Genomic DNA, 24,395 nt, shown 5'->3' with positions numbered 1-24,395 from the left:
CTCCCCAGCCGGGTGCCCACGCGGGTGTCCGCCGGTGCCGGGAATCTAGAAGCCTTGGGCGTCCAGGACGGCGTCTTCTTCCTCTTCAGCGGTGGCGCGGCGTCCGGGCCTGCTTGGCCGCGGCGGTTTGCGCTGGGTAAAAGCGGATCCGCGTCCGTACGCTTGTTCGGAGTCGGCCATGTCTTCCGATTCCTGTTCCGCGAGATAGCGGTCCAGCAGCGCCTGCTGGCGAGCCGCGTAACCATAGCCGACGAAAAAAAGAATGCCGAAGGCGAACCACTGCATCGAGTAGCTCAGATGCGGTCCCTCGTCGATGGAAGGCGTTGGAAAAGCTACCGGATTCGTGGCTGCCGCGGGTGTCTCCTGCGCCATCTGCGCGTAGGCGCCGGTCAGAATCGGGTAGCCGAGCTCGTTGGCATAGGCGCTCAAATCAATGGAGGCAAGCTGGCCTGCCGGTGCCCCGCGCTGAAGCGTCGGCTCCGCCGGTCGAAGGCGGGCGACGACGGTCACGGTTCCGGTGGACGGCTCAGGTATTGTATCCGGCCGCCCGCCCTCATTATTGCCGATCGGCAGCCAGCCGCGGTCGATGATGACCGTTTTCCCGGTGGTCAGCTTGAGCGGAACTACGACCTCGTAGCCGGGCTGACCGTTGAGCGGGCGGTTCCGTACAACTCTTTGCTGAGATATGTCATAACTGCCGGTGAGCGTTACCTGGCTCCATTCCTTATCCGGGGCCAGCTTTTGGAACAGCGGCTGGGCCTGCCCTGCCGTCAGGGGCGCGGCGGAATAGTTGTTGGTGATCTTGGCTATGTCCGCCCGCACCTCGGTCCGCCGATCCAGCTGCCAGAAGCCAAGGCCGACACAAACGGCCGCAAAGATGGCCGCGATCAGCAGATAGCCAAGCCACCGGCCGGTGAGAAGAAATTTGTACATTGCTATGACTAGTGGTCTTTCTCAGTGGGTTTCCGTGGATTCCGGATGCGCACCGGGAGGCGCCTGCCGTTCCGGCACCGGCACCGGCAAGGTTTCGCGCCAGAGTCCTCGGCTTCGCAGATAGTCTTCCAGCCATTGAATATGTTCCCCGCATGCCAGCCAGACTTTGCGGCGTTCCGGCGGATGGATTTTAGGATTATTCCACAGCAATCTGGACGTTGCCAAGGCACGGCAGCCGCGCCTGGAACAGATCAATTCCTCCGCCGGCCGCTGGCCATCCAGCATGTCCAAAAGGTTCATGGTGTCCGGCCGCCATCGGTCCGGCCGCCCTCGGTCCGGCCGCCCTCTATCCGGCTCCTGGCCGTGGGATCGTCCCCGGGGTCGGAAGGAATGACTTCACCCTGCAGCGTCGGCGATTCCCCGTCGCCGGCATCCGTTCCCTCAGCGGTTCGCGGGCCCGGAGCCTCCAACTCGCCCAGCGGCGCCTGATCCAACAGGGATACCGCGTGCTCATTGACAGTGTCGCTGCCTCCATTGGCGATGATTACCGCGAACCACGGCAAGGCGACGGCCCCGACAATGGCGATGATCTTGAACCAGCCGGGGAGCACGAAGATCAGAAAAAGGCATACCAGCCGAATACCCATGGCCAAGGAGTACTTCACCATGCGACGATGCATGTCATCACTGTGGGCAATGGGCGCATCGGTGATGTTGTGCACATCGGCTGAGCCGGTATGGGTTCGGTCTTTCGTCGGGCCGGGCGCACCATCGGTGTAACCGGCCGGATGTGCTGCTCTGTTTCTCATCACGCTCCAAGGGCCGTTTCCATTCTCGCACTGTGAGGCGGCTGCGGCCAAAGTTGATGCAAGGTTTTGTGTTCAACGGCTAGGATTCAATCCGGGAACGATCATGGAGGAACGAATGACTGCAGCAGATACGGGGCCTTCCCGCGATGGGCAGGCCGACGGACAGGCCGGGCGCAGCGTGCTGATCACCGGTGGAAACCGCGGCATTGGCCTGGCCATCGCCAAGTCGTTTTTGGCAAATGGGGATCGGGTAGCCGTGACATACCGGAGCGAATCCAACGTCCCCGACGGGATTCTTGCCGTGCAGGCGGACGTGACTGATGAGGCGTCTGTCGACGCAGCATTCACCGTGGTGGAGGCCGCCCACGGCCCGGTCGAGGTGCTGGTGGCTAACGCTGGAATTACCAAGGACACTCTGCTGTTGCGGATGAGCGAAAGCGACTTCACCTCCGTCATCGATACAAATCTGACGGGGGCGTTCCGTGTCATCAAGCGTGCCTCGCGGGGCATGATCCGCCTTCGCAGGGGACGAATCGTGCTTATTTCCTCCGTTACCGGCCTCTATGGCGCACCGGGACAGATTAACTATTCGTCGTCCAAGGCCGGTCTGATCGGCATGGCGCGGTCGCTGACCCGGGAACTCGGTTCCCGGGGCATTACTGCCAACGTCGTTGCACCGGGATTCATCAATACGCAGATGACCGCTCAGCTGCCGGCGGAAACACAAAAGAACTACCTGGCGACCATCCCGGCTGGCCGTTTCGCTGAGCCGGAGGAAGTCGCCAAGGTTGTCCGATGGATTGCCAGTGACGAAGCTGCCTACATTTCCGGCGCAGTGATTCCGGTTGACGGCGGTCTCGGTATGGGGCACTAAAACGGCAGCCAGCACGGATTTAACCAGCACGGATCGAATCAGTACGGAATTGATCCGAACATTCGCAACAAGTACCGAAGCATTTTCATGGAGGGTTATAGATGGACCAGTTTGAAGGTAAGACAGCAATTGTCACGGGATCCTCACGCGGTATTGGTGCCGAAGTAGCGAAGCTGTTGGCTGCGCAGGGGGCCGCCGTCGTGGTCAATTATCGGCAGAAGGCTCCCCGCGCGGACAAGGTGGTGGCGGGCATCAAGGCCGCCGGTGGACGGGCAGTGGCAGTCGGTGCGGATTTGACCACGCAGGAGGGTGTGCAGGCCCTTGTCAGCGCCGCGATGGAAAATTTTGGTTCCTTGGACCTGCTGGTGCTCAATGCCTCCGGCGGGATGGAATCCGGGGCTCAGGAGGACTATGCACTCAAGCTCAACCGGGACGCGCAGATCAATATGCTCAATGCGGCTGTAATGTTGATGCCGGAGGGTTCACGGGTTGTCTTTGTCACCAGCCACCAGGCACATTTCATCGACACGGTGCCCACCATGGCGGAGTACGAGCCGGTGGCTCGAAGCAAGCGCGCAGGCGAGGATGCGCTCCGCGAACTGATCCCGCTGCTGTCCAATCACGGTATTTCGCTTGTGGTGGTTTCCGGGGACATGATCGAAGGCACTGTCACCGCGACGTTGCTTGACCGCGCTAATCCGGGGGCGATCGAGGCACGTCGTACCGAGGCCGGCAGACTATACTCGGTGGAAGAATTCGCTGCCGAGGTCGCTGCCATGGCCGGGGCGGACGTCGAAACCGGTCATACCGAATACATCGGCGGAGCGGATTACATTCAGGCCGTACAGGAGCAGCACCAGCAATAGCACCCCAGCAGGAGCAGCCCAGCAGGAGCAGCACGGCGTTGGCTCCAGCACCGCCACGGTCCTGGCCGGGTCAGATACCGGCCAGGACCAACGCCACGTCCAAGTCGGGAAGGTTGATCTGGGCATCAGCGGCCGCCCGCACCGCGGGTTTGGCGTTGTAGGCAATGCTCAGCCCGGCCGCTTCCATCATGTCCAGGTCGTTGGCACCGTCGCCGATCGCCACGGTGCAGGAGAGCTCGATCCCCGCGTTCCGGGCCCACTGCCGCAGCGACACTGCTTTCGCGGCCCGGTCGACGACGGCGCCGAGAACCCTACCGGTGAGGACGCCGTCCACAATTTCCAGTTCATTGGCCACGGCATAGTCCAAGTGCAGGGCCTCGGACAGCGGGGATAGAAGCTGGGAGAAGCCGCCGGAGACGGCTCCGACGACGTGGCCTGCGGCGCGGGCAACTCTTACCAGGCGATCGGCACCCTTACTGAGCTTGATTGCACCGGAGACCTGGGCCAGGACCGTATCCGGGAGCCCGGCCAGCGTGGCCACTCGGGCATACAGACTTTGCGCGAAGTCCAGCTCGCCCCGCATCGCTGCTTCGGTAACCGCAGCCACCTCAGCCTCGGTCCCTGCGTGGGCAGCCAGTAATTCAATGACTTCCTGTTGGATCAGCGTCGAATCCACATCCAAGACGATCAGTTTGCGCGCCGCCCGCCGCAGCGCGGCAGGCACGACTGCCGTATCGATCCCGGCCGTGCCAATCCCCGCCGTGCCAATCTTCGCTGTGTTAGGTCCTTCGGTGCAGACCGCCGCAAGAGAGGAGCGGATCTGCCGCACGTCAACCGGGCCGTCCGCAGCAAGTTCCATGACGGAAATTTCATAGCCGGGCCGGCTGGCTGACTCCTCCTCCAGCACCCTGGCACCACAGCCGGCCAGAGTCCGGCGCACCTGTTCCAGCGCGGCAGGTGGCAATGACTGACCATAACTGACCGCGGTAAAGGTGGAGCGCATATCGGCCATCCTACCGGTGCGGCAGCCCAGTGCGGCAGCCCAGTGCAGCAGCAGGGCGGCCGGCCGCTGGCGTTCGCCACGGCCTGCGGTTAGCGTTGCTGCCCGCATTTGGCCTAGTGTCTTTCTTTATGAGCGATGTTCTTGAATTGGCCGGTGTCAGCGTGGTCCGTGGCAGCAAAAAGCTGCTGGACACAGTGGACTGGCAGGTCAGGGAGGGCGAGCGCTGGGTGGTGATGGGACCAAACGGCGCCGGCAAAACCACCCTGCTGCAGATCGCGGCAGCACGAATCCATCCCACCAGCGGAGTAGCTGGCATTCTCGACGAGGTTCTCGGCGCAGTCGATGTCTTCGAGCTCCGTCCGCGGATCGGTCTCGCCTCGGCCAACCTCGCCGCACAGATTCCCGGGCATGAAAAAGTGCTTGACGTCGTCGTGACGGCGTCCTATGGCGTCACGGGCCGGTGGCGTGAGTCTTATGAGCGTACGGACGAGCGCCGGGCTTTCGGTCTATTGGAGGAGTGGGGCATGTCCACCTTCATGAACCGGCCCTTTGCCTCGCTCAGTGAGGGCGAACGCAAGCGGGTCCAGATAGCGCGGGCCCTGATGACTGATCCGGAATTGCTGCTGCTGGACGAGCCCGCTGCCGGCCTTGACCTCGGTGGACGCGAGGACCTGATCCGCCGGCTGAGCTCTCTGGCCGCGGATGAGGATGCTCCGGCCCTGATCCTGGTTACCCACCATGTGGAGGAAGTTCCGCCGGGATTCACCCATGCGCTGTTATTGCGTGACGGCGCTGTAGTGGCGCAGGGCGCGTTGACTGAGGTGCTCACGGAGGAGCACCTCAGCGCCACGTTCGGCCTGCCGTTAAAGGTCAGCAGCCAGAACGGCCGTTTCACTGCGGTCGCACGCTGACTCCGCGCTGACCCCGCTCCGCCAACCGACCGTCCGCCAGCAGCCGTCCGTTAGGACCTCCCGCCGTGGAACTTTTGCACGCCGTCTTCATCCTCCTCGGCGGACTCTGGGCGGGCACGATCAATTCGGTTGTGGGCTCCGGGACACTGGTGACATTCCCGATCCTGATTGCCCTCGGGTACGCACCCGTCATGGCCACGGTCAGCAACGCGATGGGGCTGATTGCCGGCGGCGTCTCCGGTGTCTTCGGTTACCGCCGCGAACTTGCCGGCATGCGTGCCAACCTTCTGAGGCTGTTGCCGGCTTCGCTGCTCGGCGGCGTTACGGGCGCATTCCTGCTGTTGCACCTGCCGGAAAGCGTCTTCGGCGTCGTCGCACCATTTCTGATCGTCCTGGCGCTGGCCATGGTCATCCTGCAGCCGAAGCTGCAGCGTTGGGTGAAGAAACGTGCCGAAGCGAACAACGGCGTTCCGCACCGCTCGCATACGATCGTCATGACGGCGCTGGTCTACTTCGCAGGCGTCTACGGGGGATACTTCGTCGCGGCCCAGGGAATTCTGCTGGTCGGGATTTTGGGGATCTTCATGACCGGCACCCTGCAGAACGCCAATGCCGTGAAGAATGTGCTGTCCCTGGCGGTAAACCTCATTGCCGCGGTCTCCTACCTGCTCTTCGCGCCGGAGAAGATCATCTGGGCCGTCGTTGGTCTGATTGCCGTCAGTTCACTGATCGGCGGCTTCGTCGGTTCACGGATCGGCCGCCGGCTTTCGCCGCTGGTGCTCAGACTGGTCATTGTCACCCTCGGCAGCGTGGCACTGTACTTCATGGTCTCAAAACTGGTCACCGCCTAATGATCATTGACCTGCAGGACGCTGCGGATCCCCGGGTGGGCGATTACACTCAGCTGACGGATGTCCAGTTGCGCAGGCTCCGCGAACCGGCCGAGGGCCTGTACATTGCTGAGAGCCCGCGTGTTTTCCGCCGTGCACTGGCTGCCGGCCATAGACCGCGGTCCTTTTTGATGACCAGCAAATGGCTGCCCGATATGGCAGACGTGCTGGTAGCTTACCCGCACGTTCCGGTCTTCGTGGGCAGCCCGGAGCTGCTGGCGGAGGTCATCGGCTTCAACCTCCACCGAGGAGCGTTGGCCGCAATGCACCGGCCGGCTCCGGTTCCGCTGTCCCAAGCGCTCGACGCCGCACGCCGGGTCGCAGTGCTGGAGGACATTGTGGACCAGACGAATCTTGGCGCCATTTTCCGATCTGCGGCCGCGCTTGACGTTGATGCGGTGCTGATTAGTCCGCGCTGCGGGGATCCGCTGTACCGCAGGAGTATCCGGGTCAGCATGGGCACGGTGTTCCAGATCCCGTGGGTCCGTGTGGATGACTGGCCGGGCGCACTGGATCTTTTGCACCAGCAGGGCTTTACCACTGCAGCCTTGGCACTGGCTCAGAACGCCATCACCCTCGATGAGCTCGCTGATCGCCGGCACGACCGGCTGGCCCTGATTTTAGGGACCGAGGGGGAGGGGCTCGCAGCGGCTACGCTAGCCGCCGTGGACTGTACAGTCCGGATTCCGATGGCCGGGGGCGTAGACTCGCTCAATGTCGCCGCCGCAGGCGCCGTCGCCTTCTGGGCCTGCCGACCGTAAATGACCCGGCTCCCCAGGATAAACCCCGTGCAGGAGAAGGCCGGTAAACCCGTGGGCATCGTTGCTGACCAACGCGCCGGTTAGGAAATATTTTGGCAGGCACGGTAATGTTAACTGCTGGTCCTCAGTGACCGCTTCTTGCTCCACCCCCGCGCGCTGGCAAAATCCAGGCGACTATCTCGAAGGTAAATACCGTGAAGACTAACACTCACCCGAAGTACGAAGCCGTCGTGTTCAACGATCTGGCTTCCGGCACGAAATTCCTGACCCGTTCAACGGTTGGCTCCAGCAAGACCATCGAGTGGGAAGACGGCAACACGTACCCCATCATCGACGTTGAAATCTCCTCGGAGTCGCACCCGTTCTACACCGGCAAGCAGCGCATCATGGACAGCGCCGGCCGCGTGGAGCGCTTCAACGCCCGCTTTGCCGGCTTCGGCAAGAAGTAGTCCAAGAGCAGTCCATACGATTCCAAAGGGGTCCGTGCCAGGGGGTGCGGGCCCTTTTTGGTGCCATTCGCCTTTTGGCGGAATCTGTCCGTGCTTGGGATGATGGAACCATGGCACCCCAATTTCACGGCGAGTATAAGGTACACGGCGGCAAGCTCGTTGTGGCGGATTTCGATGTTGCCGGGTCGGTGCTGACCGGCGTTTCCATTAGTGGTGATTTTTTCCTTGAGCCCGACGAGGCGCTGACGGCCATCAATGACGCCCTGAACGGGTGCGATGCCGCCGCTCCCGCCGCGGCGCTGGCCGACGCCATCGACGCGGCGCTGCCCGTCGGCGTCGTCCTCTTCGGTTTTTCCTCCCAGTCGGTTGCCATTGCAGTCCGTCGTGGGCTGGCACTGGCTACGAGCTGGTCCGATCATCAGTGGGACATCATTGGCCCCGCGGTTCTGCCCACTGAGGTCAACGTGGCCTTGGATGAGGTGCTGGCGGAAGAAGTGGGAGCCGGACGCCGGAATCCCACGCTGCGGTTCTGGGACTGGCGGGAGCCCTCCGTGGTGATCGGCAGTTTCCAGTCGCTGCGCAATGAGATCGATCCGCTGGGCGTGGATGAATTCGGGATCAAGGTGGTGCGCCGGATCAGCGGCGGCGGGGCGATGTTTATGGAGGCAGGAAACTGCATCACTTACTCGCTGTATCTGCCACAATCCCTCGTGGACGGGCTCAGCTTCGCTGATTCCTACCCGTTCCTGGACAGTTGGGTGATGGCAGCACTGGAATCCCTGGGTATCAAGGCCTTTTACGTTCCGCTGAACGATATCGCCACTGAACAGGGCAAAATCGGCGGGGCCGCGCAAAAACGCCTCGCCAACGGCGGCATGGTCCACCACGTGACGATGTCCTATGACATCGACGCGGACAAAATGGTGAAGGTGCTGCGGATCGGCAAGGAAAAACTCTCCGACAAGGGCACGACGTCGGCGAAAAAGCGGGTAGATCCGCTTCGCCGGCAGACCGGCCTGGCACGATCGGACATTATTGAACGGATGATGGCCACGTTCACTGCCCGCTACGGCGCGCTCCCGGCCGAACTGACAGAGAACGAGCTGGCCCAGGCACAGGCGCTGGTCGGCAGCAAGTTCGGCACCGAACCATGGCTCGCACGGGTCCCGTGATGCGCTGGCCTCAGGTACTTGGCAGCGCTGTGCAGACGCTGCCTACCGGTTCGTTTTCCTTCGTGATGGCCTCGGGGATCGTTTCGACGGCGTTTGCCGCCGTCGGATGGCCCGTGCCGTCGCTGATTCTGCTGATCATCGCCGCCGCCGCGTTGGTGATTCTGGCCGCGATGACAGTGTGGCGCTTCGCGTCGTTCCGCTCGGAGGTCCTCCTTGACGCGCGAAACCCGGGCCGCGCGTTCGGTTTCTTCACCATAGTGGCCGCCATCAACGTCGTTGGTGTCCGCTTGTATTCACCTGCGTCCCCGACGGTAACCATCGTCCTCGCGGCGCTGAGCGTCCCCCTGTGGCTGCTGTTCACCTACGGTCTGCCGGGAAACTTAATGCTGCGTCCGCTCGCCGGGCCGGTGGCCGCGAAGGTGGACGGCAGCTGGTTCCTCTGGGTCGTGGGTACGCAGTCGCTGGCAACGGCAGCGGCAACGATTGGAGGCGGGAGCCGGAGCCCTGCCCTGGCCACGATGGCCGTGGCCCTGTGGGGGATCGGAGTCGTGCTTTACCTGATGTTGGCTACCTTGGTCACTCTGCGCCTGCTGACCGTGCCGAGCAAGCCCAGCAGCTTTACGCCGTCGTACTGGATTTACATGGGAGCTACGGCCATCACGGTACTGGCGGGCTCGCGGATTCTGCTGCTGCCGCAGGACCTGCCGGTCATGGCCGCCACCGTCGCGGTGGTCTCCGGCCTGACGTTCGTTCTGTGGGCCTTCGGCGCCTGGTGGGTGCCTCTACTGGTCATTTTTGGTCTCTGGCGGCACGTTATGCACCGTGAATCCGCCCGCTATGAAGCGGGTTTGTGGAGTATCGTCTTTCCGCTGGGAATGTACTCGGTAGCGAGCATGCACTTTGGCGCAGCGGCCCGGCTTCCCCTGCTGGTGAGCATCGGGGAAGCCGGAACATGGGTTGCCGGTGCCGCCTGGCTGATTGTGACAGCCGCTATGGTGTACGCCGGTTATGCCCGGCTGCTTGGGCGGCCAACGCCCGTAACAGGTGGTCCCGCTGCTCCACAATAATGCGGCGCAGTGCGGCCGGCGCGTGCTCATGCGCGGTGAGCCAGCGGTCCGTGCGCACAACGACCGGATGCTGCAGGGGATCGCCCGCCAGATCCTGCGCTGCCGGGTACAGTCCCCGGACGATCCGGCTGGACAACTCGATGCTCCTCTCCGCCCAGACGTCAGCAATCATCCCGAAGTACGGCTCGAGGTAAGGGGTCAGGAGCTGGGTGGGAGCCTGCATGAAACCTTCGACGGCGGCACTGAGCAGGGCATTGGACAGTTTCGTTTCCTGCACGGCGGCACGCCATACATTCGTTTTGACCGCAGAGAAGGGACGGGCCGCGACGGCCCGCAGGTGCCCGGCCCGGGCAGAACTTGAGTTCTCCTGCGCTAATTCGGCGTCAAGCTGCGCCTCGGTGGCATAACCCGTGGCGGCCAGCGCCAGCCACAGGCTCCAGCGCAGCTCGGAGTTTGCGGTGAGGCCCTTAACCGCGGCACTGCCCGTACGCGCTTCACCGTTGAGCAGGGCCGTGATCATCGGAACGGCTTCCTGCGTGTCGGCGCCAAGCGCGGCCAGGCTGCGGGCCCAGACCAGCTGCTGGTCCGAAGCCGGCTCAGCCGTGTGCAGCCCATCGACGACGGCGGTGAGCAACTCCTGACGGACGTCGTCGCGCTCCGCTGCCGGGCAGTACCGCTGCACGGCAAAACGTGCATTGTCGAGCAGCGAAGCCAGCACGCCAACGTCCGGTTCGTCGGCCGCAAACCGGCGCACGGCCCGGATATATTCCGCTGCGGGGAGCACCGCGTCCCGGGCAGCATTCCACAGCACGGACCAGCACAAGGTGCGGGCCATTGGATCAGTGACTTTATTCAAAGCCGCCAGGACGGTCGTCAGCGATGCCGGATCCAGCCGTACCTTGGCGTAACTGAGGTCTTCGTCATTGAGCAGCAGGAGCGCCGGCCGCGGCTGCCCGATCAAAGCCGTGACCTCGGTCGCGGGCCCGGTGACGTCCAAGGGAACACTCGAGGTCCGGACCAGCTGGCCGTCGGCATCAAAGTTGTACAGCCCCAGTTTCAGCAAATGCGGCCGGGGCCGCTCTTCGCCGGTGACCGGATCCACCGCATCCTGGACAATTGTGACGGCACTGAGTACGCCGTCGTCGGCCTGCACCCGGGCCGTCAGAGTGGAGATTCCTGAGGTCTCCAACCACTGCGCGGACCAGTCGCGCAGGTCCCGGCCGGAGGCGGTACTCAACGCGCCCAGCAGGTCGGTCAAGGATGTATTGCCGAATTCGTGGTCCCGAAAATACTGTCGCGACCCGGCAGTGAATGCCTCAAAACCGACATAGGCCACCAGCTGTTTAAGCACCGAAGCACCCTTGGCGTAGGTGATGCCGTCAAAGTTTTGCTTAGCGGCCTCCAGATCCCGGATATCCGCCACGATCGGGTGGGTGCTGGGTAACTGGTCCTGCACATAGGCCCAGGCCTTACGCCGGTTGGCGAAGAGCACCCACGACTTGTCCCGCCAACCGGTCACCTCGCTGACCGCAAGCGTACCCATGAAGTCCGCAAACGATTCCTTCAGCCAGAGATCATCCCACCAAAACATCGTCACCAGATCGCCGAACCACATATGCGCCATCTCATGCATGATGGTGTTGGCGCGCAGCTGATGCTGGGTATCTGTGGCGCGGGAAGTGAAGACGTAGTTGTCCGTGAACGTCACCAGCCCGGGGTTTTCCATCGCGCCCAGGTTATATTCGGGCACGAACGCCTGGTCATATTTGCCGAACGGGTAGGGGTAATCAAACAGCTCGTTAAAATACGTCAGCCCGGCCTTGGTGATGTCAAAAATCTCTGCGGCATCGAAGCTGCCGGCAATGGAGGCCCGGCAATAGGCCGCCAGCGGGACTTCAAGGTCGAACCGTTCGTGCCGCCAGCTCTGCTGTGCCTTGAAGTACGGTCCGGCCAGGATCGTGGTGATATAGGTGGAGATGGGCAACGTCGGGGCGAAGTCCCACTGGCTTGATTCAGGCTGCGCCGATGGTGCGTTGCCGGCCGCCGTGGCTTGGGCAACTGGCTGTTCGGCAACAGGGGTGCAGGACAGCTGGACACCGTTGGAGGCGACTTCCCAGCCCGAGGGCGCCGTGACGTGGAAGGTGAAGGGTGCCTTTAGGTCCGGCTGCTCAAAGTTGGCGAAAACCCGGCGGGCATCTGCGGGCTCATACTGGGTGTAAAGGTACGTTTTGCCGTCCGCCGGGTCAACGAAGCGGTGCATTCCTTCCCCGCTGCGCGAATAGAGAGCCGTGGCGGTGACGGTGACCTCATTGGCTGCGAGCAGGTTCGGGAGCCGGATCCGCGCGTCGTCTACGACGGCGGCCGGGTCAAGCTCCGTGCCGTTGAGGTTTACCGTGAGCACCTCCGCTCCGATGAAGTCCAGGAAAGTCTCTTCTCCTGGCCGTGCAGCGCTGAACCTGATGACACTTCGAGTGCCAAAACCGGCCACTGTTGGATCCTCGGCCTGGGTGAGATCGACCGAGACGTCATAATCGCCAATGGAGATCAGGGACGAGCGGACGGCGGCTTCATCGCGGCGCAGATTCTGGTTGGACATTCATCCATTCAATCACGGGTTTTTCCGCTCCCGCCCGGACACCGGGGGTAAGGGGGCAGGGAGCGCATCGGCCGTTTTTCTTCGACCGCTGTGTTAGTCAGACCGCTGTGCGACACATACTGCTGTGCTACATCAAGTGCACCGCAGCATAGCCGAGGCAGGCGATCAGCAGCCACGCGACCAAGGCCATTGCGGAGGCCCGCAAACCACTGTGCAGCAGTTCCCGGATGCGGACGGAGGAGCCCAAACCAAACAACGCCGCACCGAGGGCAACGTCCTGCAGCAGATTGCCCAGTTCCAAACCGCCCGGACTTACCCAGCCGAGCGTCCGCAGGGCTATGGTGATCAGGAATCCCAGGACAAACAGCGGCACCACCGGTGGAAAATGCGGCTTGACGGTGGACGGTGGCACGCTGTCAGCCACAGCAGCAGTGTGGGCCGGCAGCCCGACGGCGGAGGCAGCTTTCCCGGTAGGGGCGGTGCGGACCAGGTTGTTGTGGCTGCGTCGTTCCCAAAGCCCGGCCACCGCCACCATCGGGGCCAGCAGCAGCACGCGCGTGAGCTTGATGACTATGGCGGCGCTGAGCGCCACCGTCCCCGCCGTTTGGGCGGTAGCCACGACCTGCCCGACATCGTGGACCGAGATACCAACCCACCGCCCGAACCCCATAGCGTCCAGTCCCAGCGGGGTCATCAGCAGCGGTAGGACGCCAATGGCGAGGGTTCCGCAGAGGGTCACCAACGCCACCGGAAGAACCGTGTCCTGCTGCTTCGTACCCTTAACCGCTGCCATCGCACCGATTGCGGACGCTCCGCAGATGGAGAAGCCGGTCGCGATGAGCAATGGGGCGTCCCCGCGGAGCCGGAACAGCTTGCCGAGCCCGTAGGTTCCGGCGAAACTGAGCAGCACCACCGTGACGACCAATACCACGCTCAGCCAGCCCAGATTCATGACGTCAGTCAAACTGAGTTTGAGCCCAAGCAGGACTATGCCCGCGCGCATCAGGTGCTTCCCGGCAAAATGCAGCCCGGGCCGGAAGGTCCCTGCGACCAGTGGCGCGGCACCGGGTAAATTCGCGGCAAGAATTCCCAACACCACCGCAACAGTCATGGCAGGCAGCGCAGGTACCAACAGGTGGACCAGCAGAGCCAGCGCGACGGCAACCAGTGCGGTCAGCAGCCCCGGCGCCAGGCGTTTGGCGGTGGCAGAGACGGGAGTACGGAGCAGTGTCATGGGTTTTTTGCTCACCAGTTGCTGGGTTTGTAGTCTTTGAGGAAAACGCCGTATTGGTCCTCACCTGTCTCACCGCACACAATGGGATCATAAACCCGTGCCGCCCCGTCCACCAGGTCCAGGGGGGCGTGGAAGCCTTCTTCGGCCAACCGCACTTTGGTGTAGTGCGGCCGCTCGTCGGTAATCCACCCGGTGTCCACGGCTGTCATCAGGATGCCATCGGAGTCCAGCATTTCCTGTGCGCTGGTGCGGGTCATCATGTTCAGAGCGGCCTTGGCCATATTCGTGTGCGGGTGACCGGGACCTTTGTAGGCACGGGAAAACTGGCCCTCCATCGCGGTGACGTTCACAATATATTTGCGGTGGGCCGCAGATCGCCGCATCGCGGGCCGCAAACGGGAAACCAGCAGGAAGGGAGCCGTAACATTGCACAGCTGAACCTCGAGCATTTCCAACGGATCCACTTGGTCCACCACCTGCGTCCAGCTGTTGACGCTGGCCAGGTCCGGCACCAGCCCGCCGGCGTCGATGGCGGTACCTGCAGCTAAACGCTCCGGTGAAGCCGAGCCCATTGAAAGCGCCAGCGCTGTAACGTTGTCCCCGGCCAGCACGGGGTGCTCCAGCACCTGGCTCGCCAGGGCCAGCGGGTGCTTGTCGTGGGCATGGCCAAACGAGACGAGCTCGGGCATCGGCCGGTCGGCAGGAAGCGGTGCCAGCTCCGCATCGACCAACGGCTGGTAGGCGTTCCCGGACCGCCGCACGGTTTGGGCTGCATTGTTGATGATTATGTCCAGCGGCCCGGCCTCGCTAAGCGAGTCTGTCAGCGCAATCACCTGCGCCGGATCGCGCAGATCGATGCCGACGATCCTCAGCCGGTGCAACCAGTTGGCACTGTCCTCCATGCCCGCAAATCGGCGTGCAGCATCCTTCGGGAAGCGCGTCGTGATCGTGGTGTGCGCGCCGTCCCGGAGCAATCGCAGGGCAATGTACATGCCGATTTTTGCCCTTCCGCCCGTCAGCAGCGCCCGCCGCCCGCGCAAATCGGTGCTGGCGTCGCGTTTGCCGTGATTAAAGCCGGCGCATTCCGGGCAGAGCTGATGGTAGAAAGCGTCCACCTGGGTGTACTGCTGCTTGCAGATATAGCAGGCACGGGAGCGCAACAGCGTCCCGGCGACTTCGCCCGTCGTGGAAGTCCTGAGTTTATTTCCCCGGGTTTCGTCATCGATGCGGTCCGGTGCCGCCGTCGCCGTGCGGGCAAGAACAGCGCGGTCGGCGTCATTGACTGCGTCGCGTTTAACTACCCGGCGGTGGCGCTTGACAGCTTTAAACATCTTCCCGGTGGCGCGCCGCACTTGGACGTAGTCGGGATGTTCCTCGTCGTAGACGTGGATGGAGTTGAGGACCTTTAGGCAGGACGCAATATCCTCGGGAGTCAGATTCGGGGGAGTCACCCCACAATTTTACAGGCTACGGCCTGTGTCCCCGGCACGAACGGCGTGCAGGTAGTTCTTGGAGACCTTTTCCACGGAATCCCGCACCTCCGGCTGGCGTTCTCCGGCCATCAGGACTGCTTCGGGAATTGCCGCGGCCGCCGTCCGGGCCAACTCACGCTCGCGGTCGTCCGGTTCAGGAACCTGCTGGCCCTTACTGAGGACCGTCAAGCCGGAATCCGTCACCGTATAGCCGCGGCTGCGGTCAAGTCCGTGATCCAGCCCTATCGTTGCCCCGGCGGGGACCATAACGTTTTTGTCGAGAATAGCCCGTTTGACGACCGCCCCGGCCCCGATGACCACGTTGTCCATCAGCACCGAGCTGACTACTCTGGCCCCTGCACCCACGAACACACCGTGCGATAGGACGCTATGTTCTACGATGCCTCCGGAAATCAAGACGCCGCTGGAGACGATGGAGTCCATCGCGAGGCCAACCGTGTTCTGGTCGCCGCGGACGAACTTTGCCGGCGGGGCAATGCTCTGCCGGGTAAAAATGGGCCACTCGCTGTTGTACAGATTGAACACCGGCAGAGGTGAGATCAGATCCATCTGCGCGTCATAGTAGGAATCGATGGTACCCACATCGCGCCAGTAGGTGCGGTCCCGGTCGGTGGCGCCTGGAATGTCGTTGGTCGTGAAGTCATAGACGAAGGCCTCGCCGCGGTCCACAAAGTACGGTACAATGTCGCCGCCCATGTCATGCTTCGTGTCCAAGCGCTGGGCGTCGTGGTGCAGGGCCTCGACCAGTGCGTCCGTATCGAAGACGTAGTTGCCCATGGACGCCAGAAACTGCGTAGGATCGGCCGCCAGCCCCGGCGTCGTTGCGGGCTTCTCCACAAAGGCGGAGATCCGGTGCGCCGCAGATCCCGGGGCAGCGAGGCCGTCCACTTCAATGACACCGAACTGGTCTGCCAGCGTCAGCGGCTGGCGCACCGCCGCTACCGTTGCCTTGGCCCCGGACTCGACGTGGCTGCGCACCATCTGCCCGAAGTCCATCCGGTACACGTGATCGGCCCCGACCACGACGACGATATCAGGCACGGCATCCCGGATGAGGTTCAGCGACTGATAAATAGCGTTGGCGCTGCCCAGAAACCAGCTCTTGCCGACCCGCTGCTGCGCCGGAACCGAGGCGACATAGTTGCCCAGCAGGGTGGACATCCGCCACGTTTCGGAAACGTGCCGGTCAAGGCTATGGGACTTGTACTGTGTGAGGACGACAACCTTCAGATATCCGGAGTTGGCCAGATTTGAAAGAGCAAAGTCAATGAGGCGATAACTGCCCGCGAACGGCACCGCCGGTTTCGCGCGGTCAGCGGTGAGCGGCATCAGCCGCTTCCCCTCACCACCGGCAAGCACAATTGCCAGAACTCTTTTATTCCTATAGGCCACGGCCATACCCCCTAGACAATCATGACAGCGAATTTCCGCCCGGTTGGTCCCCTGTTCTTCACACTAGATCAAAAGCTCCGGGACCGGCTACCTTGAGAGAGTGCGAATCGATATTGTGACTAAAGAGTTCCCGCCCGAAATCTACGGTGGTGCCGGTGTGCACGTTGCTGAGTTGAGCCGGGTGCTGGCCCGCGAGGTGGATCTGCGGGTGCACGCCTTCGGCGCGGCACGGCCGGCCGACTATCACGGCGCTACGGTGAGTTCCTATCCGTCCCCTGCGGGCCTGGCCAATGCCAATGCCGCGCTGCAGACGCTCGGGGTCGACCTGCAGATAGTACCGGACATCGCCGGAGCCGATGTGGTGCATTCGCATACTTGGTACGCCAATATGGCCGGGCACCTGGCTGCGTTACTGCACGGAATCCCGCATGTGCTCAGTGCCCATTCGCTGGAGCCGCTGCGGCCGTGGAAGGCTGAGCAGCTCGGCGGCGGTTACGCCGTGTCATCCTGGGTGGAGAAAACCGCCTATGAGGCCGCGGCAGCCATCATCGCCGTCTCCGACGGGATGCGCCAGGACATCCTGCGCTGCTATCCTCAGGTGGATCCGGCACGCGTGAAGGTGGTGCATAACGGCATCGACGTGGATGCTTGGCAACGAGATGAAGCCGACGACGTCGTAACTTCGCTCGGCATCGACCCCGGACGTCCCAGTGTGGTCTGGGTCGGACGGGTGACCCGGCAGAAGGGCGTACCGTATCTGCTGAAGGCGGCGGCACTGCTGCCACCTGAGGTACAGATAGTGCTCTGCGCCGGGGCGGCCGACACGCCCCAGCTCGGTGCCGAGGTCAACTCACTGATCGAGGGGCTGCGGCGTGAACGCGATGGCGTCATCGTCATTGAACGTATGCTGCCGCGTAACGAGCTGATTCAGGTGCTCAGCCACGCCACTGTCTTCGCCTGCCCGTCTATTTACGAGCCACTCGGGATCGTCAATCTGGAGGCGATGGCCTGCGGTGCCGCCGTCGTCGCCAGCGCCACCGGAGGCATTCCCGAGGTAGTGGATGACGGCGTCACCGGCCTGCTGGTTCCGCTGGAACAAGTCAATGACGGCACAGGAACCCCGTTGGATCCGGACAGGTTTATCCGCGACTTCGCGGACGCGCTGATTTCCGTACTGAAGGATCCGGCCCTGGCCCGCACCATGGGCCAGTCGGGCCGGACCAGGGCCCGGGAGCTCTTTTCCTGGCACTCGATAGCGGAAACTACGTTGGATGTCTACCGTTCGGTTCTCTGACCCCGGCGGCGGCGATCGGACCTGCGCCACCTTGGGGTACGGAGCGGCAAGTACCCCAAGATGGCGCACCCCCGATGTCTACTTCGCAGCGGCCTTCTGCTTGAGCAGGAGGACCTTTTCATCCATCGGGGCTGTCCCGCTGGCGCGCTGGTGGCGGAAGTAGTCAGCCGCCTCGTCCTGGCGGGACTTCTCAATCCCGGTCGCAATAGGGGCCCGCAGATGCTCCGGGCCATAGCCGAAGGCGTCCACCAGATCCAGCGCGTGCGGCCGGAGCTTGGCCAGTAGCCGGTTGATGTAACCGCCGACTGTGCGGGCGCGCTGCATGGAAATCCGGCCGTTCATCAGGTACCACGAGAGGTGCTTTTCAATCAGGCTAAGCCCAAACAGGTCACGGAGCCACGTCAGGACTTCTTTTGTGCCCGCGTCCTCGACGCGGCTAAGGCCCTCGGTGAAGGCTTCCCACTGCAGTAATTCCGCGTGTGCTCGTGCCGCCTCGATCAGCTCATTCTGATGGCGGTTGAAAACGCCTGCGGCGCTGGGCTGCGGAAGTTTCGCAGCATCCTTGAGCGCACCCGCAACCTCGGCAACCATGGTCTGGACCCGTTCGGTCAGTAAGGCGCGTTGGCCGTCTTCGTCACGCAGCGCGAGCACCGATTTCTGCACCGAGCCGCTGTCCGCCACAAATTGCGCCACCTGGCGCAGCCCGGTTTTATTCAGCGTCAGGTCTGCTGCCTGGCTGAAGGCGTAGCGGGCCAGAACGCCGAAGTCTACGTTGCGGAATTCCCGCGCGTAGTCCGACAGCAGGCGCTTGGCCACCAGCTGGAGCAGCACCGTGTTGTCACCTTCAAAGGTGGTGTAAATATCCAGATCCGCCCGCAGCGAGGCGAACCGGTTCTCGATCATGAAGCCGGCGCCGCCGCATGCCTCCCGGCACTCCTGCAGGGTATCCAGCGCATGCCACGTCGACATGGATTTCAAGGCGGCCGCCAGCGTCTCCAAATCCTGCCGGTCCGCATCCGTGTCATTGGTGCCGGAAAAGACGCCGTCAAATTTTTCCAGCAACTGTTCATGGGCGAAGCTGGCAGCGTAGGTCGTGGCCAGGCGCGGCAGCAGGCGGCGCTGATGGCGCTGGTAGTCCAGCAGGACTTCCTCTTCGGTGTCCGAGGCAGCGTTGAACTGGCGGCGTTCGGTGGCGTACTGCACCGCAATTTTCAGCGCCACCTTACTGGCCGCAACCGCAGCTCCATCCAGCGAAACGCGGCCCTGGACAAGGGTCCCAAGCATAGTGAAGAAGCGCCGGCCGGGGCTGGCAATCGGTGAGCTGTAGCTGCCGTCGGCGGCCACATCGCCGTAGCGGTTCAGCAGGTTTGTCCGCGGTATGCGAAGCCCGCTGAAGTGCAGCTGGCCATTATCAATCCCGTTCAGGCCGCCCTTGATACCGTCGTCCTGACCGCCAACTCCCGCGAGAAACTCTTTGGTCTCGGGGTCCCTGAGCTCGACGTAAAATGCATGCACGCCGTGGTTGACGCTCTTGGTGATGAGTTGCGCAAAGACGACGGCGGCGAGACCGTCTACGGCCGCATTGCCGATGTACTCCTTCCAGGCGGCACGGAAGGGTGTGTTGATGACAAACTCATCTGTCGCCGGATCAAAGGTTGCCGTGGTGGCGATGGAGGCGACGTCGGAGCCGTGACCGATTTCGGTCATCGCAAAGCAGCCGGGAATGTCCAGGTTCATGATTCCGGGGAGCCATTTGTTCTGGTGTTCCTCGTTCCCCAGATGCAGCACCGCGGAACCAAAGAGGCCCCACTGTACGCCCGCCTTGATCTGCAGCGACGGGTCCGCGGTGACCAGTTCCTGGAACCCCGCAACGTTGCCTCCATGGTCGTCCGATCCACCCATCCGCGTTGGAAACGCCCGGTGCACCGCTTTGTTCTGGACCAGAAACTTCAGTTGCTCAAAGGCCCGCTGACGATGCTCGGTGTGGGTCAGTCCCTCGATCTTGTGGACTTCCGGCAGGGCAGCAAGCGCGCGGGCCTGGCGGCGCGTTTGGGCCCATTTGCCCAACAGCAGTTCGCCCAGGGCAGCAACGTCTACGGCAGAATCAGCGGCCTTAGCCTGTGAACTTCCGGTGATTAGGTCAGTCATGATGTTCCTTAACGCTTGTTGTGCGGGGTGAAGGTTCTTGAAGGGCGTGACGAGTACTTTGCTGTTCGATCTCGGGAGCAATTCCCAAAAAGAGCCACGACGTCAACTGTTCGGCCATGGCGCCGTGATCGGGCTTTTGAGATGACGCGGGAGTGGTGAGCCAGAGCTCGCCTGCGGTGCGGACCAGGCCGATGGCCGCCGCGGGCCAGTACAGCGGGGCTGCGGAGCCCGTCTGGGAAAAATGGGCACGCATGGGCTCGGCGATCATGGCAGTGATTTTGTCGAAGAAAGTGCCCAGTGCCCCGTCGGCCTGCACAGCTGAGCGGCCCTGACCGGATTCGCCGGCCGGGACCTGGGTAGCAAATGCGTAGACATTCGGGGATGTTTCCGCCATTTCCAAGTAGGCGGAGACCATATTCGACAGTCCCTGCCACGGGGAGGCCGCGGTTTTCGCAGCATCGAGGATCTTCTGCTGCATCTGCGCGATCACCACCTCGCCCACGGCCTCCTGCAGACCTGCCTTATCACCGAAATAGCGGTAAAACACGGATTTGCTGGTCCCCGCGGCTGCGGCAATGTCCTCCATAGAGGCGTCGGCTCCGAGCAGGTGGATAGCACGCCGGGATTCCTTGATCAGGGACCGGCGCCGCTCATCCCGATGGGCGTCCCACCGCGCACTGCGGCCATCCACGGCGGGGCCAGCCGATATGCCGTGGGCGGTCCCGTCTGATCCGTGGACCGGCTGCGATATGTTCACGATACCGAGCGTATCAGGTACGCTTGGTATCAGTAATTGCGGAACAGCCAGGGAGATTCAGCATGACCGATACCGACGCCACCAGTTCGCCAGCTACATCCGCGCAGGTGCGCCGGGCCGTCATCGTGGGTGGTAATCGCATACCGTTCGCGCGCTCCGGTGGTGCGTACGCCAAATCCTCCAACCAGGACATGCTCACAGCGGCCCTGGACGGACTCATTGCCCGCTTCGGACTGCAGGATGAGAGAATCGGAGAGGTCGCGGCGGGAGCCGTGCTGAAACATTCGCGCGATTTCAACCTCACTCGCGAAGCAGTCCTAGGGTCCGCGCTATCACCGGAAACGCCCGCCTACGACCTGCAGCAGGCCTGTGCAACCGGGCTGGAGACCGTTCTGGGGCTGGCCAATAAGATCAAGCTTGGCCAGATTGAATCAGGGATCGCCGGCGGAGTGGACTCCGCATCCGATGCCCCGATTGCCGTCAGCGAGGGGCTCCGTTCGATCCTCCTGGACCTGAGCAGGGCCAGAACGCTGGGCCAAAGGCTCAGCATACTGGCCCGTATCCGTCCGAAAGATCTTGCCCCGGACGCTCCCTCCACCGCAGAGCCGCGTACGGGCCTGTCCATGGGGGAGCACCAGGCACTGACCACGGCCGCGTGGAAGATCAGCCGGCAGAGCCAAGATGAACTCGCGCTGGCCAGCCACAAAAACCTTGCTGCCGCTTACGACCAGGGATTCTTCGACGATCTGCTGACCCCATACCGCGCACTGACGCGGGATTCGAACCTGCGGGCAGATTCGTCATTGGCCAGGCTCGCAAAGCTCAAGCCCGTATTCGGCCTAAACCTCGGCGGCGAGGCCACCATGACGGCCGGCAATTCAACTCCACTGACCGACGGCGCTTCAACCGTACTGCTCGCCTCCGAGGAATGGGCCACGGCGCACGATCTGCCGATGCTCGCGAACGTCGTGGACGGCGAGGCGGCAGCGGTCGATTTTGTGCACGGTGCGGATGGGCTGCTGATGGCTCCGGTCTTCGCGGTGCCCCGGCTGCTCGCGCGCAATTCCTTGTCGCTGGCCGACTTCGACTACATTGAAATCCACGAGGCATTTGCCGGCACCGTTTTGAGCACGCTCGCGGCGTGGGAGGACGTGGAGTTCGGACGCAGCCGCCTGGGGCTCGAGGGCGCTTTCGGTTCGGTGGACCGAAGCAGGCTCAATGTCAATGGTTCCTCGCTGGCGACCGGCCATCCGTTTGCTGCAACCGGAGGCCGGTTGGTTGCCTCGCTCGCTAAGTTGCTGCATCATAAGGGCACGGTAAATGGACGTCCGGCCCGTGGCCTAATCTCCGTTTGCGCGGCGGGTGGCCAAGGTGTTGCGGCCATCCTGGAATCGAGGTAGGGCAATGGTGAAGAACATGCGGTCCCCAGCCGGTACGCGTTCCGCCGAGCCCGGAAGGCCCAATCGGCAAAGCGACAAGTACACAAGGTTTGTCAGTGCCGGGCTCGGCAGGGAGCTGGCCTCCCGGCTTGGACTGCCGCAGCCGGCCGTTCTCCGTCGTTACGAGCCCGGTGCAGCGCTGATCACGGGACCAGTCCTGGTCGAGGGTAGTTCGGCCGGTGCCGACGCGCTGGCCGCCCGATTGCTGGACTGGGACCTGGATGTTCGGCGCCATGCGGCACCAAAGACCAAGCTCGGCGCCATCATTGTGGTGCTTGACGAGCTCGCTGACCCGAGCGGGCTTTCCGGGCCGGTCCGCTCGGTCGGAGCATCGTTGCGGGACCTGTCCGCGAACGGCCGCGTTGTGACCATTTCACGACCGGCGTCCGCGGACCTGGACCCCGCCGGCGCTGCCGGCCGGAATGCCGTGGGCGGCATCCTGCGTTCCATTGCCAAGGAACTGCGGCACGGGGCGACAGCGAACGGGATAATTCTCGGCGACGGCGCGGACACCACATCCGTCAGCGCCCTGGGAGCTTTGCGGTTCTTCCTTTCCGGCCGTTCGGCCTTCGTGGACGGTCAGTTCCTGACCGTTGCCACCGGTAGCGGTGAACTGCCGCAGGACTGGGACCTGCCGCTGGCAGGCAGGGTCGCCGTCGTCACCGGCGCTGCCCGCGGGATAGGTGAAGCCATCGCCCGGGTATTGCACCGCGACGGCGCGGACGTCGTGGTCGTGGACGTTCCGGCAGCCGGCGAGCCGCTGGCTGCCGTCGCCAATGACATTCGTGGCACGGCCTTACAGCTGGACATCACTGCCGAAGATGCCGGAGAGCGCATCCTGGCTCATGCAAAGCAGAGGTATGGGCGGCTGGATATTGTGGTGCACAACGCGGGCATCACACGGGACAAGCTCCTCGCCAATATGGATGCGGCGCGATGGGATTCCGTGCTCGCCGTAAACATAATTGCCCAGCTGAGCATGAACCGGAAATTCCTGGCTTCGGAGTTGTTCCATGATCATCCCCGGATCATCTCCGTCGCTTCCACCAGCGGCATTGCCGGCAACCGCGGGCAGACCAACTATGCCGCGTCCAAGGCGGGGGTCATTGGCATGGTGTCGGCAACGGCGCGTTTAATGGAACCCTTCGGTGGCTCCATTAATGCTGTTGCGCCCGGCTTCATTGAAACCGATATGACTGGCAAAATCCCATTTGCCACCCGGGAAGTGGCACGACGGCTTAACAGCCTGCAGCAGGGCGGCCGGCCCGAAGACGTGGCAGAAACCATAGCCTTCCTGGCCGCGGGCTCATCGGGCGGAATTAACGGCAGTGTGCTCAGAGTTTGCGGTCAGAGCCTGGTGGGGCAATGAGCGGCCCGGCAGCGGGTGACCCGGTGCATATCCTGACAGGGATGCCCTCGCTGGCAAAACTGTATATGAACGCGGCGGCTACCGCGGCAAAATCACGGGTTCTGGGCGGCACTTCCCACACCACGCTTCCCCCATGCTGCAATGAAGTACGCGGCGTGGTTGCAGATCTCGCGAAAATGACGGAGTACCAGCATTTGCTCGGCAAGCCTGCGCGCGACGTCATGCCGTCCGGCTTCATTCATGCGATGGCCTTTCCCGTGGCCATGAGCGTAATGGTCAGCGAGGATTTTCCGTTGCCGTTGCTGGGGATGATCCACTTGCAAAACCGCGTGCGGCATTTTGCACCCATCCTGTACACGCAGCCGGTGGCGATTAGGTCTTGGGCGCGCAAGCTCAGCGGTCACCGTACCGGCACGCAGGTTGAACTCGTCGTTGAGGTGCGTGCGGAAGGTTCGACGGAGCTGCTTTGGCGGGGCGTCTCAACGTATTTGGCGAAGGGTGTCTTCCTGCCCGGCGTGGACAAGCCTGCCGCTTCCGGGTCGGGGTCGGATGCTGCGCACAGGCCGTTCAACCCGCCGGATCCAACGGCTCTGTGGCGGCTCGGGGTGGACGCCGGCAGGGCTTATGCTGCTGTCTCCGGCGACTTCAATCCAATCCATCTCAGCGTCGTGTCCGCGAAGGTACTGGGCATGCGACGGTCCTTGGCGCACGGCATGTACCTTGCCGGGCGGGTTTTGTCCGATGTTGGCTCGCCTGAACCGGACGCTTTTTCTTGGGAGATCACCTTCGAGGCGCCGGTCTTCCTGCCCGCATCGGTGGCGGTACATATAGCGGACACACGCAACGACGACGGCGTCTGGCAGCGTTCGGAGTACGTGGGCTGGAATGCGCACTCGGGCCGCAGGCACTTCTGCGGGAGCGTGGCAGCGCTCTGAGCG

At 63.0% G+C, this 24,395-nt stretch carries 22 protein-coding genes; 12 read left to right on the top strand and 10 right to left on the bottom strand.

All coding sequences use genetic code 11. From position 1 onward, the window contains the following. Nucleotides 1-45: 45 nt before the first annotated feature. Genes IV500_RS09510 through IV500_RS09500 form a run of 3 tightly spaced genes read right to left on the bottom strand, consistent with a single transcriptional unit; the run spans nucleotide 46 to nucleotide 1,742 of the window. Nucleotides 46-933 carry an SURF1 family cytochrome oxidase biogenesis protein gene (locus IV500_RS09510; RefSeq protein WP_196396561.1) on the bottom strand — a complete coding sequence of 296 codons (888 nt, stop codon included), beginning with the start codon at nucleotides 931-933 and terminating at the stop codon, nucleotides 46-48. 21 nt (nucleotides 934-954) lie between these two features. After that, nucleotides 955-1,233, bottom strand: a complete 279-nt coding sequence (locus tag IV500_RS09505) for a hypothetical protein (protein ID WP_196396560.1) — start codon at nucleotides 1,231-1,233, stop codon at nucleotides 955-957. Then, nucleotides 1,230-1,742: a DUF3099 domain-containing protein gene (locus IV500_RS09500; RefSeq protein ID WP_196396559.1), complete on the bottom strand. Its 513-nt coding sequence runs from the start codon at nucleotides 1,740-1,742 to the stop codon at nucleotides 1,230-1,232. The genes IV500_RS09505 and IV500_RS09500 overlap by 4 nt, the downstream gene beginning before the upstream one ends. 115 nt (nucleotides 1,743-1,857) lie before the next feature. Here IV500_RS09500 and fabG point away from each other — a divergent pair, with 115 nt between their 5' ends. Next, nucleotides 1,858-2,616 (top strand): 3-oxoacyl-ACP reductase FabG, encoded by a 759-nt coding sequence (gene fabG / locus IV500_RS09495; RefSeq protein WP_196396558.1) that lies wholly within the window; start codon nucleotides 1,858-1,860, stop codon nucleotides 2,614-2,616. 101 nt (nucleotides 2,617-2,717) lie between these two features. After that, entirely contained in the window at nucleotides 2,718-3,482 is a 765-nt protein-coding gene (locus tag IV500_RS09490) for an SDR family oxidoreductase (protein ID WP_196396557.1), read from the top strand. Nucleotides 3,483-3,552: 70 nt separating this feature from the next. Here the strand turns inward: IV500_RS09490 and serB are convergent, their stop codons facing one another. Then, nucleotides 3,553-4,485, bottom strand: coding sequence for a phosphoserine phosphatase SerB (gene serB, locus IV500_RS09485; protein ID WP_196396618.1), 933 nt, complete (start codon nucleotides 4,483-4,485; stop codon nucleotides 3,553-3,555). 128 nt (nucleotides 4,486-4,613) lie between these two features. Between serB and IV500_RS09480 the strand changes: the two genes are divergently transcribed. The 6 genes from IV500_RS09480 (at nucleotide 4,614) to IV500_RS09455 (ending at nucleotide 9,735) form a co-directional block, all read left to right on the top strand. Continuing rightward, nucleotides 4,614-5,396, top strand: a complete 783-nt coding sequence (locus tag IV500_RS09480) for an ABC transporter ATP-binding protein (protein WP_196396556.1) — start codon at nucleotides 4,614-4,616, stop codon at nucleotides 5,394-5,396. Nucleotides 5,397-5,461: 65 nt separating this feature from the next. Continuing rightward, a complete protein-coding gene (locus tag IV500_RS09475; protein WP_196396555.1) occupies nucleotides 5,462-6,247 on the top strand; it encodes a sulfite exporter TauE/SafE family protein in 786 nt (261 codons plus the stop codon). After that, entirely contained in the window at nucleotides 6,247-7,047 is an 801-nt protein-coding gene (locus IV500_RS09470) for a TrmH family RNA methyltransferase (RefSeq protein ID WP_196396554.1), read from the top strand. Before IV500_RS09475 ends, IV500_RS09470 begins: the two co-directional genes overlap by 1 nt. A 194-nt stretch (nucleotides 7,048-7,241) precedes the next feature. Continuing rightward, nucleotides 7,242-7,496 carry a type B 50S ribosomal protein L31 gene (locus IV500_RS09465; RefSeq protein ID WP_196396553.1) on the top strand — a complete coding sequence of 85 codons (255 nt, stop codon included), beginning with the start codon at nucleotides 7,242-7,244 and terminating at the stop codon, nucleotides 7,494-7,496. A gap of 110 nt (nucleotides 7,497-7,606) precedes the next feature. Further along, complete coding sequence (gene lplAB, locus IV500_RS09460; protein WP_196396552.1) at nucleotides 7,607-8,668, top strand: lipoate-protein ligase LplAB; 1,062 nt, start codon at nucleotides 7,607-7,609, stop codon at nucleotides 8,666-8,668. Next, a complete protein-coding gene (locus tag IV500_RS09455) occupies nucleotides 8,668-9,735 on the top strand; it encodes a tellurite resistance/C4-dicarboxylate transporter family protein (protein ID WP_196396551.1) in 1,068 nt (355 codons plus the stop codon). Before lplAB ends, IV500_RS09455 begins: the two co-directional genes overlap by 1 nt. Here the strand turns inward: IV500_RS09455 and pepN are convergent. The 4 genes from pepN to glgC form a co-directional block, all read right to left on the bottom strand. After that, nucleotides 9,659-12,331 (bottom strand): aminopeptidase N, encoded by a 2,673-nt coding sequence (gene pepN / locus IV500_RS09450; RefSeq protein WP_196396550.1) that lies wholly within the window; start codon nucleotides 12,329-12,331, stop codon nucleotides 9,659-9,661. The genes IV500_RS09455 and pepN overlap by 77 nt on opposite strands. A 127-nt stretch (nucleotides 12,332-12,458) precedes the next feature. Next, nucleotides 12,459-13,565, bottom strand: coding sequence for a YeiH family protein (locus IV500_RS09445; RefSeq protein WP_196396617.1), 1,107 nt, complete (start codon nucleotides 13,563-13,565; stop codon nucleotides 12,459-12,461). Between the two features lie 11 nt (nucleotides 13,566-13,576). Beyond that, nucleotides 13,577-15,016 carry an SDR family oxidoreductase gene (locus IV500_RS09440; protein ID WP_196396549.1) on the bottom strand — a complete coding sequence of 480 codons (1,440 nt, stop codon included), beginning with the start codon at nucleotides 15,014-15,016 and terminating at the stop codon, nucleotides 13,577-13,579. Nucleotides 15,017-15,025: 9 nt separating this feature from the next. Then, nucleotides 15,026-16,456: a glucose-1-phosphate adenylyltransferase gene (glgC, locus tag IV500_RS09435; protein ID WP_196396548.1), complete on the bottom strand. Its 1,431-nt coding sequence runs from the start codon at nucleotides 16,454-16,456 to the stop codon at nucleotides 15,026-15,028. Nucleotides 16,457-16,550: 94 nt separating this feature from the next. Here glgC and glgA point away from each other — a divergent pair, with 94 nt between their 5' ends. Next, complete coding sequence (gene glgA / locus IV500_RS09430) at nucleotides 16,551-17,744, top strand: glycogen synthase (protein WP_196396547.1); 1,194 nt, start codon at nucleotides 16,551-16,553, stop codon at nucleotides 17,742-17,744. Nucleotides 17,745-17,822: 78 nt separating this feature from the next. Here glgA and IV500_RS09425 read toward each other — a convergent pair whose 3' ends face one another. Next, entirely contained in the window at nucleotides 17,823-19,892 is a 2,070-nt protein-coding gene (locus tag IV500_RS09425) for an acyl-CoA dehydrogenase family protein (RefSeq protein ID WP_196396546.1), read from the bottom strand. Further along, nucleotides 19,885-20,643, bottom strand: a complete 759-nt coding sequence (locus tag IV500_RS09420) for a TetR/AcrR family transcriptional regulator (protein ID WP_312875881.1) — start codon at nucleotides 20,641-20,643, stop codon at nucleotides 19,885-19,887. Before IV500_RS09420 ends, IV500_RS09425 begins: the two co-directional genes overlap by 8 nt. A gap of 68 nt (nucleotides 20,644-20,711) precedes the next feature. On the opposite strand from IV500_RS09420, the gene IV500_RS09415 reads away from it, so the two are divergent. Genes IV500_RS09415 through IV500_RS09405 form a run of 3 tightly spaced genes read left to right on the top strand, consistent with a single transcriptional unit; the run spans nucleotide 20,712 to nucleotide 24,392 of the window. Beyond that, entirely contained in the window at nucleotides 20,712-22,049 is a 1,338-nt protein-coding gene (locus IV500_RS09415; RefSeq protein WP_196396544.1) for an acetyl-CoA C-acetyltransferase, read from the top strand. Between the two features lie 16 nt (nucleotides 22,050-22,065). Next, entirely contained in the window at nucleotides 22,066-23,457 is a 1,392-nt protein-coding gene (locus IV500_RS09410) for a 3-oxoacyl-ACP reductase (protein WP_196396616.1), read from the top strand. Further along, nucleotides 23,454-24,392 carry a MaoC family dehydratase gene (locus IV500_RS09405; RefSeq protein ID WP_196396543.1) on the top strand — a complete coding sequence of 313 codons (939 nt, stop codon included), beginning with the start codon at nucleotides 23,454-23,456 and terminating at the stop codon, nucleotides 24,390-24,392. The genes IV500_RS09410 and IV500_RS09405 overlap by 4 nt, the downstream gene beginning before the upstream one ends. The last annotated feature ends 3 nt before the right edge of the window (nucleotides 24,393-24,395 follow it).

Origin of the sequence: Arthrobacter terrae (assembly GCF_015708085.1) — a bacterium.
Lineage (GTDB): Bacteria > Actinomycetota > Actinomycetes > Actinomycetales > Micrococcaceae > Arthrobacter_M > Arthrobacter_M terrae.
Note: the sequence above shows the minus strand (reverse complement) of the source record. Positions and strands in the feature narration are given on the sequence as shown.